Annotated in this window: 16 protein-coding genes and 1 pseudogene; 3 read left to right on the forward strand and 14 right to left on the reverse strand. The window is 68.7% G+C overall.

Annotation, left to right across the window (positions count from 1 at the left end):
- Nucleotides 1–320 precede the first annotated feature (320 nt).
- The 13 genes and pseudogenes from RN02_RS30240 to ubiE form a co-directional block, all read right to left on the reverse strand.
- A complete protein-coding gene (locus RN02_RS30240) occupies nt 321–749 on the reverse strand; it encodes a UPF0158 family protein (RefSeq protein WP_043319115.1) in 429 nt (142 codons plus the stop codon).
- 68 nt (nt 750–817) lie between these two features.
- Entirely contained in the window at nt 818–2,392 is a 1,575-nt protein-coding gene (locus tag RN02_RS30245; protein ID WP_043319116.1) for a methyl-accepting chemotaxis protein, read from the reverse strand.
- Between the two features lie 218 nt (nt 2,393–2,610).
- A complete protein-coding gene (locus tag RN02_RS34800) occupies nt 2,611–3,483 on the reverse strand; it encodes a methyl-accepting chemotaxis protein (protein WP_407733508.1) in 873 nt (290 codons plus the stop codon).
- A pseudogene (locus RN02_RS34805) lies at nt 3,469–4,524 on the reverse strand (methyl-accepting chemotaxis protein); the annotation flags it as partial. The gene RN02_RS34800 and the pseudogene RN02_RS34805, both read right to left, overlap by 15 nt.
- 158 nt (nt 4,525–4,682) lie before the next feature.
- The gene (locus RN02_RS30255) at nt 4,683–5,390 is read right to left on the reverse strand and encodes a 16S rRNA (uracil(1498)-N(3))-methyltransferase (protein WP_043319120.1); all 708 of its coding nucleotides are present in this window, start codon (nt 5,388–5,390) and stop codon (nt 4,683–4,685) included.
- Nucleotides 5,387–6,187 (reverse strand): twin-arginine translocase subunit TatC, encoded by an 801-nt coding sequence (tatC, locus tag RN02_RS30260; RefSeq protein ID WP_009615398.1) that lies wholly within the window; start codon nt 6,185–6,187, stop codon nt 5,387–5,389. The genes RN02_RS30255 and tatC overlap by 4 nt, the downstream gene beginning before the upstream one ends.
- Nucleotides 6,184–6,639, reverse strand: a complete 456-nt coding sequence (tatB, locus tag RN02_RS30265) for a Sec-independent protein translocase protein TatB (protein WP_043269458.1) — start codon at nt 6,637–6,639, stop codon at nt 6,184–6,186. The genes tatC and tatB overlap by 4 nt, the downstream gene beginning before the upstream one ends.
- A gap of 13 nt (nt 6,640–6,652) precedes the next feature.
- Entirely contained in the window at nt 6,653–6,898 is a 246-nt protein-coding gene (locus RN02_RS30270) for a twin-arginine translocase TatA/TatE family subunit (protein ID WP_043319122.1), read from the reverse strand.
- A gap of 25 nt (nt 6,899–6,923) precedes the next feature.
- A complete protein-coding gene (locus tag RN02_RS30275) occupies nt 6,924–7,262 on the reverse strand; it encodes a phosphoribosyl-ATP diphosphatase (protein ID WP_009615404.1) in 339 nt (112 codons plus the stop codon).
- A complete protein-coding gene (hisI, locus tag RN02_RS30280; RefSeq protein WP_009615405.1) occupies nt 7,255–7,659 on the reverse strand; it encodes a phosphoribosyl-AMP cyclohydrolase in 405 nt (134 codons plus the stop codon). The genes RN02_RS30275 and hisI overlap by 8 nt, the downstream gene beginning before the upstream one ends.
- Nucleotides 7,660–7,741: 82 nt before the next feature.
- The gene (ubiB, locus tag RN02_RS30285) at nt 7,742–9,340 is read right to left on the reverse strand and encodes a ubiquinone biosynthesis regulatory protein kinase UbiB (protein WP_043269455.1); all 1,599 of its coding nucleotides are present in this window, start codon (nt 9,338–9,340) and stop codon (nt 7,742–7,744) included.
- Complete coding sequence (locus tag RN02_RS30290) at nt 9,337–9,960, reverse strand: ubiquinone biosynthesis accessory factor UbiJ (RefSeq protein WP_043319123.1); 624 nt, start codon at nt 9,958–9,960, stop codon at nt 9,337–9,339. Before RN02_RS30290 ends, ubiB begins: the two co-directional genes overlap by 4 nt.
- A gap of 1 nt (nt 9,961) precedes the next feature.
- Nucleotides 9,962–10,744, reverse strand: coding sequence for a bifunctional demethylmenaquinone methyltransferase/2-methoxy-6-polyprenyl-1,4-benzoquinol methylase UbiE (gene ubiE, locus RN02_RS30295; RefSeq protein ID WP_043319126.1), 783 nt, complete (start codon nt 10,742–10,744; stop codon nt 9,962–9,964).
- 130 nt (nt 10,745–10,874) lie between these two features.
- On the opposite strand from ubiE, the gene RN02_RS30300 reads away from it, so the two are divergent.
- The 3 genes from RN02_RS30300 (at nt 10,875) to RN02_RS30310 (ending at nt 12,573) form a co-directional block, all read left to right on the forward strand.
- Nucleotides 10,875–11,150, forward strand: a complete 276-nt coding sequence (locus RN02_RS30300; RefSeq protein ID WP_009615409.1) for a polyhydroxyalkanoic acid system family protein — start codon at nt 10,875–10,877, stop codon at nt 11,148–11,150.
- 129 nt (nt 11,151–11,279) lie between these two features.
- Complete coding sequence (locus RN02_RS30305; protein ID WP_009615411.1) at nt 11,280–11,702, forward strand: phasin family protein; 423 nt, start codon at nt 11,280–11,282, stop codon at nt 11,700–11,702.
- A gap of 10 nt (nt 11,703–11,712) precedes the next feature.
- Nucleotides 11,713–12,573: a phasin family protein gene (locus RN02_RS30310; protein ID WP_043319127.1), complete on the forward strand. Its 861-nt coding sequence runs from the start codon at nt 11,713–11,715 to the stop codon at nt 12,571–12,573.
- A gap of 50 nt (nt 12,574–12,623) precedes the next feature.
- Here the strand turns inward: RN02_RS30310 and RN02_RS30315 are convergent, their stop codons facing one another.
- The gene (locus tag RN02_RS30315; RefSeq protein WP_043319129.1) at nt 12,624–13,238 is read right to left on the reverse strand and encodes a TetR/AcrR family transcriptional regulator; all 615 of its coding nucleotides are present in this window, start codon (nt 13,236–13,238) and stop codon (nt 12,624–12,626) included.
- Nucleotides 13,239–13,383 lie beyond the last annotated feature (145 nt).

The raw sequence follows: 13,383 nt of genomic DNA on the forward strand, positions 1-13,383 counted from the left end.
GCGCTCCTACAGGGGAATGGCGCGGGTGGGGTTGCGTAGGAGCGGATCTCATCCGCGAATCGCGCCGGGACGTCCGGCTATCGCGGACAAGGTCCGCTACGACCGTGCCCCCTGGAATTGTAGGAGCGGGCCCTGCCCGCGATTCGCGCGCAAGGCGCGCTCCTACAGGGGAATGGCGTGGGTGGGGTTGCGTCGACATCGTAGGATGGGTTGAGCGGAGCGATACCCATCGCCATGGTCCGATGGGGATCGCAAGCTCAATCCATCCTGCGAAGAGCGTCCCTGCACGGTTGGCGTACAACCGCGAACGGTTGTACGCCCTACAACGCGGCGCCTTGCCCGGCCGGGCGGATGTCGTGGTCGGCCAGCCAGTCCAGGGCGCATTCGCGCAGGCGTTCGGACTGGTAGTCGTACCAGGCCTGGAGCAGGTCCGGGTAGCCCATGAGCACGTGGCGGAAGGCCTTGAACGGCTTGCGCCCTTCCAGGGCCGAGGCCATGGCGGCGTAGGCGTGGGGTTCGCCGACCTCGCGGAGGAAGTCGCGCATCAGCTCCAGGGATTCGCGGCTGCTCAGCGGCTCGATCGGCAGCAGCCGCTCCGGGTCCTGCTCCAGCAGGAGCAGCAGGTCCGGGTCGGGGGAGTCGCTCAGCAGCGGCACCACCTGGCCGCTGCCCAGGTCCAGGTAGTGCTCTATGTCGCCGGTGTCGAGGGCGACGGCGAGTTCGTCGAGGTCGATGGTCAGCGGGCGCATGGTCACTCTCCGGTTGGGCGAGAGCCCAGCCTATCCCATGCGCGGCCTTCCTGTCCGCTGCAATCCTGTTACAGGCGGAAGCGCCCGACCTGGCCCTGCAGGTCGCTGCCCAGGCGCGCCAGTTCGTTGCTCGAGGCGGCGGTCTGCTGGCTGGCGGCGGCCGATTGCTCGGCGATGTCGCGGACCTGGCCGACGCTGCGGCTGATCTCGGCGGCGACGCTGCTCTGCTGCTCGGCGGCGGAGGCGATCTGCAGGTTCATGTCCTGGATCTGCGCCACGCTGCGGGCGATGGCGGACAGCGCGTCGCCGGCGCGGCGCGTCAGCTCGACCGAGTCGCCGGTCAGCTCGCGGCTGTCGTCCATGCACTGGGCGGCATCCTCGGCGCCGCGCTGCAGGGCGGCGATCAGCGCCTCGATCTCGGCGGTGGATTGCTGGGTGCGCTGGGCCAGCGCGCGCACCTCGTCGGCGACCACCGCGAAGCCGCGCCCGGCCTCGCCGGCGCGGGCCGCTTCGATGGCGGCGTTGAGGGCCAGGAGGTTGGTCTGCTCGGCCACCGACTTGATCACGTCGAGCACGCTGCCGATCTTCCCGCTGTCGCCGCGCAGGCGCGCCATGGCCTGGGTGGAGCGTTCCACCTCGGCGGCCAACTGGTCGATGCGGGCGATGGCCTGGCCGACCACCTGCTCGCCGTCGCGGGCCTGGGCGTCGGCCTGGCGGGCGGCACCGGAAGCCTGCTCGGCGTTGCGCGCCACTTCCTGCACGGTGGCGGCCATTTCCTCGATGGCGCTGGCCACCTGCTCGGTTTCCAGGCGCTGGCTGTCGACGCCGGCGCGGGTCTGCTCGGTGACCGCCGACAGCTCGTCGGCGGCGGTGGCCAACTGGCCGACGCTGCCGCCGATGTGGCCGATCAGCTCGCCCAGGCTGTCGCGCATGCGCAGCATGGTGCGCTGCAACTGGCCCAACTCGTCGCGGCGCTGCAGGTGCAGGTCGCCGCCCAGGTCGCGGGACAGGTCGCCCTGGGCGATGTGCTCGGCCAGTTCGAGGGATTCGTGCAGCGGGCGGACGATCTGGCGGTTGATCGCCCACACCGAGAGGGCGCCGAAGAACAGCGCGAACAGGGCGGTCAGCGCCTGGTGCCATTGCGCCTGGCTGGCTGCCGCGTCGCGCTGTTGCAGCCCTTCTTCGAACAGGGCGCCGCTGGCGCGGAACAGGGCTTCGGCACGGCTGTCGAGGCTGGGGTTGGCTTGGGCGCGCTGCTGCTGGTCGGCGCGCAGCAGGTCGTCGGCGGCCTGGGCGTAGTCGGCAAGGGCCTGGCGCAGGGCGTCGAGGCGGGGCCCAGCGAGGCCGTCGCGGGCCAGGCGCTCACTGCCGGCCTGCAGTTCGCCCAGTTCCGAGCGCAGGCGCTGGGCCTGCTCCGCGCTGCCTTCGAGCTGGTAGCGTAGGCGCGCCAGTTCCGCCTGGCGGGCGCCGCCGTCGAGCTGACCGATGTGCGTCAGGCGTTCGCTGTAGGCGCCCTGTTCGTTCAGGCCCTGGATGCCGCCGAGCAACACCAGCAGGGTCAGCAGCAGGCAGATGCCGAAGCCCACGGCGAGCTTGAGGCTGACGTTCATGCGGCCGAGCTGAAGGACCAGCCAATCGTACATGTCGAATACTCCAGGCAGACGAGGCCGCGGGACGGGCCCGAAGCCGGAAATGCAGGCTGTTTTGTCGTTCTTCTTGTCGTACAGGCGAGGGACTTTTTCGGGACGCATCTGTGTGCGTCACAGCTTATCGGCGATGCTGTCTGAAACTTCAGTGCCAGATTGGTAATTTTTCTTACGTCGGCAAAGGCCCGCCAGGACGGCGGGCCGGAGGGGAGGGCTCAGAGGCGGAAGCGGCCGACCAGGCCCTGCAGCTCGGTGCCCAGGCGCGCCAGCTCGACGCTGGAGGCGGCGGTCTCCTCGCTGGCGGCGGCGGTCTGCTCGGAGATGTCGCGCACGCTGAGCACGCTGCGGTTGATCTCCTCGGCCACCGCGCTCTGTTGCTCGGCGGCGGCGGCGATCTGCTGGTTCATCGACTGGATGCCGGAGACGGTGCGGGTGATGGCCTCCAGCCGCTCGCCGGCGCGGCGCGCCAGTTCCACGGTGTTGTCGGTGAGCGCGCGGCTGCTCTCCATGCGCTGCACGGCCTGCTGGGTGCCGCTGTGCAGGCCGGCGATCAGTTCCTCGATCTCCTCGGTGGACTGCTGGGTGCGCCGGGCCAGGGCGCGCACTTCGTCGGCGACCACCGCGAAGCCGCGCCCGGCGTCGCCGGCGCGGGCCGCCTCGATGGCGGCGTTGAGGGCCAGCAGGTTGGTCTGCTCGGCCACCGCCTTGATCACGTCGAGCACGCTGCCGATCTTCTCGCTCTCGCGCTTGAGCTGCTGCACCGCCTCGTTGGAGCGGCCCACCTCGCCGGCCAGGCGGTCCATCTGCCCGACCGCCTCGCTGACCGCCTGGGCGCCGGCGCCGGCCTCGCGGTCCGCGGCGCTGGCGGCTTCCGAGGCTTCCTCGGCGTTGCGCGCCACTTCCAGCACGGTAGTGGCCATCTCGGTCATGGCCGTGGCCACCTGGTCTGTCTCGCTCTTCTGGTTGTTCACCCCGGCGCTGGTCTGCTCGGTGACCGCCGAGAGTTCCTCGGCGGCGCTGGCGATCTGGGTGACGCCGTCGTGGATGCGGCCGATCAGCTCGCGCAGCGACTGGTTCATGCGCTGCATGCTGGCCTGCAGCTGGCCCAGCTCGTCGCGGCGCTCGACGCGCAGTTCCTGGCTGAGGTCGCCGTCGGCGATGCGCGCGGCGGCGGCCAGCGACTGGCGCAGCGGCAGGACGATCTGCCGGGTGATCAGCCAGGCCGCCAGCACGCCCAGCACCAGGACCAGCAGCGAGGCCAGGGCCAGCAACTGCTTGGCGTGGCTGGCGTCTTCATTGCGCTTGGCGGTCTGGCCGTCGCTCAGTTCAACGCTGAGTTTCTCGATCAGCAGGCCGCTGTCGCGCATCTGGTCGCGCGCCTGCTGGCTGTTGTTGACTTCGTTGCGGTAGCGGTCCAGCGCCTTGCGGTAGTCGCGCAGGGCGTTCACCACGGCCTGGTAGTTGGCCTGCTGCTCCGGCACGGCGGCCTGGGCGCGCTGTTCCACGGTGGCGGTGACCTGCTCCAGGGCGCTGATCGCGCCCTGTTCGAGGCTGGGGTCTTCGTTGGCGGTGTAGCTGAGCACCTGGAAGCGGGCGTCCATCAACTGGCGGCCCAGCTCGGAGACGTCGGCGATGGCCTTGAGGGAGTCGACGCTGCCGCTCTCCACCAGGTGCTGCTCCACCAGCTCCAGCCCCTGGGTGACCACCGAGGCCTTGCGGATCAGCGTCTTGCGCGCGCTGTCGCGGCTGTCGAAGGACTTCCGCAGGCCCTTGAACAGGGTGCGGTACTGGCTGGTGAGCTGGCGTTGCTGCTCGACCTTCTCCAGGTCCGAGGGCACGACGAGCAACTGGCCGACGCGCTGTTGCTGCCGGTCCAGCTCGTTGATGCTCTGTTCCACCAGCTTGGCGTCTTCCGCGGTGCGGCTGGACTGGTATTTCAGGCGGGTGGTGCGCAGGTCCTTGGTCATGGCGAGCAGCTTGGAGATTTCGCCGATCTTGTCGCCCCGGGATATCAGGCTGTTCAGGTTGAGCGCGCCGGTCAGCGCGATGAGCAGGGTGAGCAGCAGCACCAGGCCGAAGCCGATGGCGAGTTTCCAGTTGACCGTGAGATTGCTGAACCAGCGGGACATGAACGCGGCGCTCCAGGGGACGATGGGGCTGCGGCTGCCGCGGGGGCGGCCGCCGATTGACCAATGCCTGTCATATCGGCGAGGCGACACGAATCTGAAATTTCTTTAGTAAATTTCTGACCGACGATTCCCGGTGGGGGCTGCCGAGAGGGTTCGGGTCAGAACAGCCGGGCCAGCAGGGCGGTGACCGCGGTTTCCACGCGCAGGATGCGCTCGCCCAGTTGCACCGGGGCCAGCCCGGCCTCGCGCAGCTTCTCGACTTCGTAGGGAATCCAGCCGCCTTCGGGGCCGATGGCCAGGGTCACGGCCTGCTCGACTGCGCGCGGGCACTCCGGCCAGGGCCCGGGGTGGCCGATCAGCCCCAGGCTGCCGGCGGCCAGGGCCGGCAGGCGGTCTTCGACGAAGGGCTTGAAGCGCTTTTCGATGGTCACTTCCGGCAGCACGGTGTCGCGGGCCTGCTCCAGGCCCAGGACCAGTTGCTCGTGGATGGCTGCGGGCTCCAGGAAGGGCGTCTGCCAGAAGCTTTTCTCCACCCGGTAGCTGTTCAGCAGCACCAGGCGCGGCACGCCCATGGCGGCCACGGTCTGCAGCACGCGGCGGAGCATCTTCGGCCGCGGCAGGGCCAGCAGCAGGGTCAGCGGCAGCTTGGCCGGCGGCGCCTGGGTGAAGCTCACCTGCAACTGCGCCTCGTCGCGGGAAAGGCTCAGCAGGCGGCCTTCGCCCATCAGCCCGCCCAGGCGGCCGACGCGCAGGCTGTCGCCGCTTTCGGCGCGGTGCACTTCGTGCAGGTGGGTGAGGCGGCGGTCGCGCAGCAATACGCGGTCCGCCGCGACGAAGTCGGCGTCGTCGAGCAGCAGCAGGTTCACGGGCGCGTCGCTGGCGGCTGGTCGCCTTTCTCTTCGGGCTGCTCGTCCTCGTCGCGGTTGCGCTTGCGGATCAGCCGGCTGAACAGCACCCCGGCCTCGAACAGCATCCACATGGGCACGGCCAGCAGCGTCTGCGACATCGGGTCCGGCGGGGTGAGGACCATGCCGACCACGAAGCAGCCGATGATGACGTAGGGGCGGATCTTCTTCAGGTAGGCCACGTCGACCACCCCGATCCACACCAGCAGCACCGTGGCCACGGGGATTTCGAAGGCCACGCCGAAGGCGAACAGCAGGGTGAGGAAGTCCAGGTAGCTGTTGATGTCGGTCATCGGCGTCACCCCTTCCGGGGCCTGGCCGAGGAAGAAGTGGAACATCAACGGGAACACCAGGAAGTAGGCGAAGGCCATGCCGGTGTAGAACAGCACCACGCTGGAGGCCAGCAGCGGCAGGGCCACGCGCTTCTCGTGCTTGTACAGGCCGGGGGCGATGAAGCCCCAGATCTGCGCCAGGATCACCGGCATGGCCAGCAGCACGGCGACGATCATGGTCAGCTTCAGCGGCGCGAGGAAGGCCGAGGCCGGGTCGATGGCGATCATGGTCGCGCCTTCCGGGAGGAAGCGGCGCAGCGGCGCGGAGGCCAGGGCGTAGATCTTCTGCGAGAAGTACAGCAGGCCGATGAAGATCACGAAGATCGCCACCACGCAGCGCAGCAGGCGCGTGCGCAGCTCGGTCAGGTGCGAGACCAGGGGCATTTCCTGGTCGTTTTCGGGCTGTTCGGGTTTTTCGTCGCTCATGGGGTACGCGGCGTCTCGGACGGAGGGGCGGCGGCCGGCGCGGCCGGGGCCTCGGGCGCTGCTGGCGCGGCGGGTGCCTCGGGTGCGGCCGGGATACCGACGCCGGGCATGTTGGCCAGGCGGCTGTTCGGGGCGATGGTCGGCGGCGCCGGCGGTGCCGTGGGCTCGGCCTGCGCGGCGCTATCGGCCGGCGGCTGCTGGCCGGTGAGCGGCGCCATCAGCTTCTGCGCTTCACGCTCCATCTGCAGGATGTGCTCGTTGTGCAGTTGCCGGCGGATCTCGTCGGCGCCCAGCTCGCGTTCCACTTCCTGCTTGATGGCGTTGAAGCTGCGTTTCAGCCGGCCGATCCACAGGCCCGCGGTGCGCGCGGCGCCGGGCAGGCGCTCGGGGCCGAGCACCAGCAGGGCGACCAGGCCCACCAGCAGCAGTTCGCTGAAGCTGATTCCGAACATGGCGTTCTTCCCATCAGTCCTTGCGCTGCGGCTCTTCGACCTTCTGCGCCTGGGCGTCGATGGTGTGCGGCTGGTTCAGCGGCGGGTTGGCCGGCGGCTGCTGCTGGGGCTTCTCCTCCTCTTCGGTGTTCATCGCCTTGCGGAAGCCCTTGACCGCCTCGCCGACGTCCGAGCCCAGGGTCTTCAGGCGCTTGGTGCCGAACACCAGCACCACCACGATCAGGATGACGACCCAGTGTTTCCAGTCAAAGATGCCCATCTTGTTCTCCTCGAAGTAATCGGGTTCAGGCCGACGGCTGGCGCGCAGCTTTCTCGTCGTGGCCGGAGAGGCCGAAACGGCGCTCCAGCTCGTCCAGCACCGCCTGGGGATGCTGGCCGAGGGCGGCGAGCATGACCAGGGAATGGAACCAGAGGTCGGCGGTTTCGTAGATCAGGTCCGTGCAGTCGCCGCTCTGCGCGGCGTCCTTGGCGGCGAGGATGGTTTCCACCGATTCCTCTCCGACCTTTTCCAGGATCTTGTTCAGTCCCTTGTGGTACAGGCTGGCCACGTAGGAGCTTTCGGGGGCGGCGTTCTTGCGCCCCTCCAGCACCTCGGCCAGGCGCGCGAGGGTGTTGTCACTCATGGCTGTGCCCCGGCTTGTCGTAGATGGCGTGCGGGTCCTTGAGCACCGCGTCGACGACCTTCCAGCCGCCGTCCTGGTAGACCCGGTAGAAGCAGCTTTCGCGGCCGGTGTGGCAGGCGATGCCGCCGACCTGCTCGACCATCAGGATGACGACGTCGGCGTCGCAGTCCAGGCGCAGTTCGTGCAGCTTCTGTACGTGGCCGGACTCCTCGCCCTTGCGCCAGAGCTTGCCGCGCGAGCGCGACCAGTAGATGGCGCGGCCCTCGGCGGCGGTCAGGGCCAGGGATTCGCGGTTCATCCAGGCCATCATCAGCACGCGGCCCGTCTTGTGGTCCTGGGCGATCGCCGGCACCAGGCCGTCGGCGTTCCAGTGAATTTCGTCCAGCCAGTCTTTCATCTTCGCTTCCGTACAGCGGGCGTTTTCGCGCCCCGCGGCAGTTTCATCAACGACCAAGTGTGCCAGCAGTGGCGACGACTGGCTATCGGCGCAGAATCAGATACAGACCGCCGGCCAGCATGGCCCAGGCCGGCCAGGCCTCGATACTGTGGGTGGCCAGGCCGATCTGGGTGGCGCCGGCCACCAGCACTGCGCCGATCAGTCGCGGCACCCAGGCGCCGGCCAGGGGCTGGGCGCCGGTCGCTTGCGGCTCCCGGGGCTGCGCCAGGCGCTCCAGGGTGTCGCGGGTCATCTGCGCCAGGTGCGGCAGCTGCTCGACGTGCTGCTGGGCGTTGCGCAGCAGCTGGGCGGGGCTCATGCGCTCGCGCATCCAGCGTTCCAGGTAGGGCTGGGCGGTGCTCCACAGGTCCAGCTCGGGGTAGAGCTGGCGGCCCAGGCCCTCGATGTTCAGCAGGGTCTTCTGCAGCAGCACCAGTTGCGGCTGCACTTCCATGTTGAAGCGCCGCGCGGTCTGGAACAGGCGCAGCAGCACCTGGCCGAAGGAGATGTCCTTGAGCGGCTTCTCGAAGATCGGCTCGCACACCGTGCGGATCGCCGCCTCGAAGTCGTTGACGCGGGTTTCCGCCGGCACCCAGCCGGAGTCGATGTGCAACTGGGCGACCTTGCGGTAGTCGCGCTTGAAGAAGGCGATCAGGTTGCGCGCCAGGTAGTCCTGGTCCTCGTCGGTGAGGCTGCCGACGATGCCGCAGTCCACCGCGATGTACTGCGGGCTCCAGGGCGTGCGGGTGCTGACGAAGATGTTGCCCGGGTGCATGTCGGCGTGGAAGAAGCTGTCGCGGAACACTTGGGTGAAGAAGATTTCCACGCCGCGCTCGGCCAGGGCCTTGAAGTCGGTGCGCTGGTCGCGCAGGGTGTCCAGGTCGGTGACCGGGATGCCGTAGATGCGCTCCATCACCAGCACCTTGGGCCGGCACCAGTCCCAGTACACCTGGGGCACGTAGAGCAGCGGCGAGCCGTCGAAGTTGCGCCGCAGCTGGCTGGAGTTGGCCGCCTCGCGCAGCAGGTCGAGTTCGTCGTAGATGGTCTTCTCGTAGTCGCTGACCACCTCCACCGGGTGCAGGCGGCGGGCGTCGGCGGAGACGCGCTCGGCCAGGCGGGCGAGGATGAACAGCCAGGACATGTCGGCGCGGATCACGGGCTTCAGGCCCGGGCGGATCACCTTGACCACCACTTCCTCGCCGCTTTTCAGCTGTGCGGCATGCACCTGGGCCACCGAGGCCGAGGCCAGCGGCTCGCGCTCGAAGCGGGCGAAGACCTGCTCGACCTTCGCCCCCAGCTGTTCCTCGATCAGCGCCACCGAGGCTTCCGGCGGGAACGGCGGGACCTTGTCCTGCAGGCGCGCCAGCTCATTGGCGATGTCGTCGGGCAAGAGGTCGCGGCGGGTGGAGAGGATCTGCCCGAACTTGATGAAGATCGGCCCCAGGCCTTCCAGGGCCAGGCGGATGCGCTCGCCGCGGCTCAGCTCCAGCTTGCGCCGCGGCAGCCAGCGCCAGGGCAGCAGGCCGCCGAGCAGGCGCAGATACCAGGGCAGCATCGGCAGTTCGAGGATGAGGTCGTCGAGGCGGTAGCGGATCACCACGCTCTGGATGCGCAGCAGGCGGCGGAAGGCGAGCAGCTTCATGCGTCGGGTTTCAGCTTCTTGGACAGGCGCGCCAGGCGCGCGTCGAGGCGGTCGAGGGCGACCTTCAACTGGTCGAGTTCGGCGAAGCGCGCTTCGGCTTCGTTGCGCCCGACCAGGGTGCGGCTTTCCTCGGCGAGGTAGTCGGCCAGGCTCAGGCGCAGGCTTTCCAGGCTGTCGCCGGCCCAGCGCGCGCCGCCGCGCAGGCGGCTGCCGAGCAGTTGCGCGGGCAGCGGGCCGAGCCAGCGCTGCACTTCGTATTCCCAGTCCAGCTCCAGGCTCTGGAGGATGTCGGCCAGCTCCAGGAGCAGGGCGCTATCGCCGCCCATCTCCACTTCCGGGCTGTGCAGCACGCTGGTCTTGTCGGCCGCCAGGGCCAGCTGCAGCAGGCGCCCGGCCGGGGCGCGCAAGGTGCAGTCGACCGCGGCCTCGTGGTGCGCGGCCAGGTGCAGGCCATCGGCGTCGGGGAGGATGAACAGGCGCAGCGGCGGCGCCTGGCAATCCACTTCCAGGACCCGCCCGGCGAGCCGGGCGAGGCGCTGCAGGGCCACGCCGTCCAGGCGCAGCACGCGGTTCACGCCGGCTTCGGCGCTGGCCAGCAGCGCCTGGGTCAGGAGCGCCATCTCAGGGCTTGATGCCGCGGTGCAGGGCGACCACGCCGCCGGTCATGTTGTGGTAGGTGACGCGGTCGAAACCGGCCTCGACCATCATCGACTTCAGGGTTTCCTGGTCCGGGTGCATGCGGATCGACTCGGCCAGGTAGCGGTAGCTGTCGGCGTCGTTGGTGACCAGCTTGCCCATCAGCGGCAGCAGGGTGAAGGAATAGGCGTCGTAGGCCTTGGACAGCAGGCTGCTGGTGGGCTTGGAGAATTCCAGCACCAGCAGGCGCCCGCCCGGCTTGAGCACCCGCAGCATGGAGCGGATGGCGGCGTCCTTGTGGGTGACGTTGCGCAGGCCGAAGGCGATGCTCACGCAGTCGAAGTGGTTGTCCGGGAAGGGCAGCTTCTCGGCGTCGGCCTGGACGAACTGGACGTTGCCGGCCACGCCGCTGTCCAGCAGCTTGTCGCGGCCGACCTTGAGCATGGAGGCGTTGATGTCCGCCAGCACCACCTCGCCGGTGGGGCCGACCAGGCGCGAGAACTGGCGGGTCAGGTCGCCCGTGCCGCCGGCGATGTCGAGCACGCGGTTGCCGGCGCGCACGCCGGACAGCTCGATGGTGAAGCGCTTCCACAGGCGGTGGATGCCACCGGACATCAGGTCGTTCATCAGGTCGTACTTGGCGGCGACCGAGTGGAACACCTCGGCGACCTTCTCGGCCTTCTCGCTCTCGCGCACGGTCTTGTAGCCGAAGTGCGTGGTGGGGTCGGCGGGGCCCTGGTCCCCGGCGGGTTTGCGCGGCTCGCTCATGGCGTTTCTACCCTGGAAGTCAGTGGCGGGCATTCTAACAGGATGTGGGAAAAACGCCGCCCCGTGGCGCGGGGTGCGGCGAAACGTCGTGCGGCGTATCATCCACCGGTCTGTCATTCCGGAGTCGCCCATGTCCCGCATCCACGTCGAACGTCCCCATTGCCTCGGCCGCGAAGCCGCCCGCGAGAAGGCCCAGAAGCTGGCCGAGAAGCTCGCCCGCGAGCACGGCGTGAGCTACGAGTGGCAGGGCGACGTGCTGACCTTCAAGCGCAGTGGCGTGGACGGGCGCATCGAGGTGGGCGAGGACCGCGTGGCGGTGGAGGTCAAGCTGGGCCTGCTGCTGTCGGCCATGGGCGGGATGCTCAAGGGCGAGATCGAGCGCGCGCTGGACAAGGCGCTGGCCTGAGGCCGAGCACCTTGTCCGGCGCTCCGCGCCGGCTGGTATGTGTTTTCTAATTTTCCCCGATACCTTGCACTCAAGCTCGCAACGCTGCGGGCCTCTACGGACCCCCGAGAACAGTGTGAGGAAACCATCATGGCCAAGGTCGCCAGCAAGAAGAAAGTCGAGAAAGCCGTCAGCGAATCGTCCCTGATCACCGACGTCAAGCACTACGCCCGCCAGATCTGGCTGGCCGGCCTGGGCGCCTATGCGCGTGTCGGCGCCGAAGGCACCGAGTACTTCAAGTCGCTGGTGAAGGAAGGCGAAGGCCTGGAAACCAAGGGCCGCCAGCTGGTGACCGAGCAGGTCGAATCGGCCAACGACAGCGTCAAGAGCAGCGTCTGGCTGGTGAAGGACAAGTTCGAGGTGCAGCTGGACAAGGTCGAGAAGGCTTTCGACAGCCGCGTGGCCTCCGCGCTGAACCGCATGGGCATTCCGTCGCGGCAGGATGTCGAGGCGCTCTCTGCTAAGCTTGACGAGCTGAGCGCGGTGCTCGAGCGTGTCGCGAAAACTCATTGAGGAGAGCGGGATGGCTGGCAAGAAAACTACCGATAAAAAAGAGTCCAGTTGGGTCGGCGAGATCGAGAAATACTCGCGGCAAATCTGGTTGGCTGGTCTGGGGGCCTACTCGAAGGTCAGCAAGGACGGCAGCAAGCTGTTCGAGACCCTGGTCAAGGATGGCGAGAAGGCCGAGAAGCAGGCCCGGACCGAAGTCGATAAATCCGTCGGCGCGGTGAAGTCCACCGCCCGTTCGGCGCGTTCCAAGGTCGACGAAGTGAAGGACCGCGCCCTGGGCAAGTGGGGTGAGCTGGAAGAGGCGTTCGACAAGCGCCTGAACAGCGCCATCTCGCGCCTGGGCGTGCCGAGCCGCAACGAGGTGAAGGACCTGCATGCGAAGGTCGAGACCCTGACCAGGCAGATCGAGAAACTCACCGGCGTCAGCGTCAAGTCGGTGGCCAAGCCCGCCGCCAAGGCCGCTGCGAAACCTGCGGCCAAGGCTGCAGCGAAGCCCGCCACCAAGCCGGCCGCCAAGACCGCGGCGGCCAAGCCCGCTGCCAAGGCTGCTGCGAAACCGGCTGCGGCCAAGGCCGCGGCGAAGCCTGCAGCCAAGCCGGCCGCCAAGCCTGCTGCTGCGAAGGCCGCGGCGAAACCGGCCGCCAAACCGGCTGCCGCCAAGCCTGCGGCGAAACCGGCTGCTGCTAAACCGGCAGCCAAGCCTGCCGCGGCGAAGAAGCCGGCGGTGAAGAAGCCTGCGGCGCCCAAGGCGGCCAAGCCTACTGCAGCGGCCACGCCGGCCGCGGCTCCGGCTCCGGCGGCCACCCCGGCGCCGGCTGCGGCAGCTCCGGTCGCTCCGGTAGCGGCTCCGGCCACGCCGCCGACCCAGGCCTGACGCGTTACCCGTGGTACCCGACGCCCGGCCTCGTGCCGGGCGTCTTCATTTCAGGCGTTCAGGTAGCGCTGCGCCAGGCGCTCGGCAGCCAGCCGCGAGTCGCCGCGCAGGTGCGGCGCCACCAGCATCATCACCTGGTAGACCACCAGGCGTATCTCGCCTTCGCGGCCGAGGATGCGCTGGTAGTCCAGGGAGAACAGCAGGGTCAGGGTGATCTGCTCCACCAGTTGGCCGAGGGCGTCGGTGTCGCTGGTCAGCTCGCCGTCGGCCTTGAGCCGGGCGAGCAGGGCGGCCAGGGTGCGCTTGAGCGCATTGAGCCAGCTGCGCATGCCGCGGGCCAGCTTGGGCAGGCGCCCGGCCAGGTTGGAGAGGTCCTGGAAGAGGAAGCGGTAGTGCGCCAGGCGCTCAACGATCAGGTGCAGGAACAGCCAGTAGTCCTCGGCGCCCAGGCGCGCGTCGGCGGGCGGGTCGAGCAGCGGCTGCAACTCCTCCTCGAAACGGGCGAACAGGGCCAGTACCAGCGGCTCCTTGCCGTGGAAGTGGTAGTACAGGTTGCCGGGGCTGATACCCAGCTCGGTGGCGATCTCCAGGGTGGAGACGTTGGGTTCGCCCTGCTCGTTGAACAACAGCAGGGCGCATTCGAGGATGCGGTCGCGGGTTTTCATCCGTGTGCTGGTTCCGGCTTCGGGAGGCTCGACGATAGCCGGGGCGGGGCGCGCCGGCCAGTCCCTCGAAAGCGTGAGGGGGTGGGTTTTCTGCGACCGTGCTGCCCTGAAGTCGTAGGGCGCATAACCGTTCGCGGTTATCCGC

The organism is Pseudomonas sp. PI1, from assembly GCF_000812405.1.
Lineage (GTDB): Bacteria > Pseudomonadota > Gammaproteobacteria > Pseudomonadales > Pseudomonadaceae > Pseudomonas > Pseudomonas citronellolis.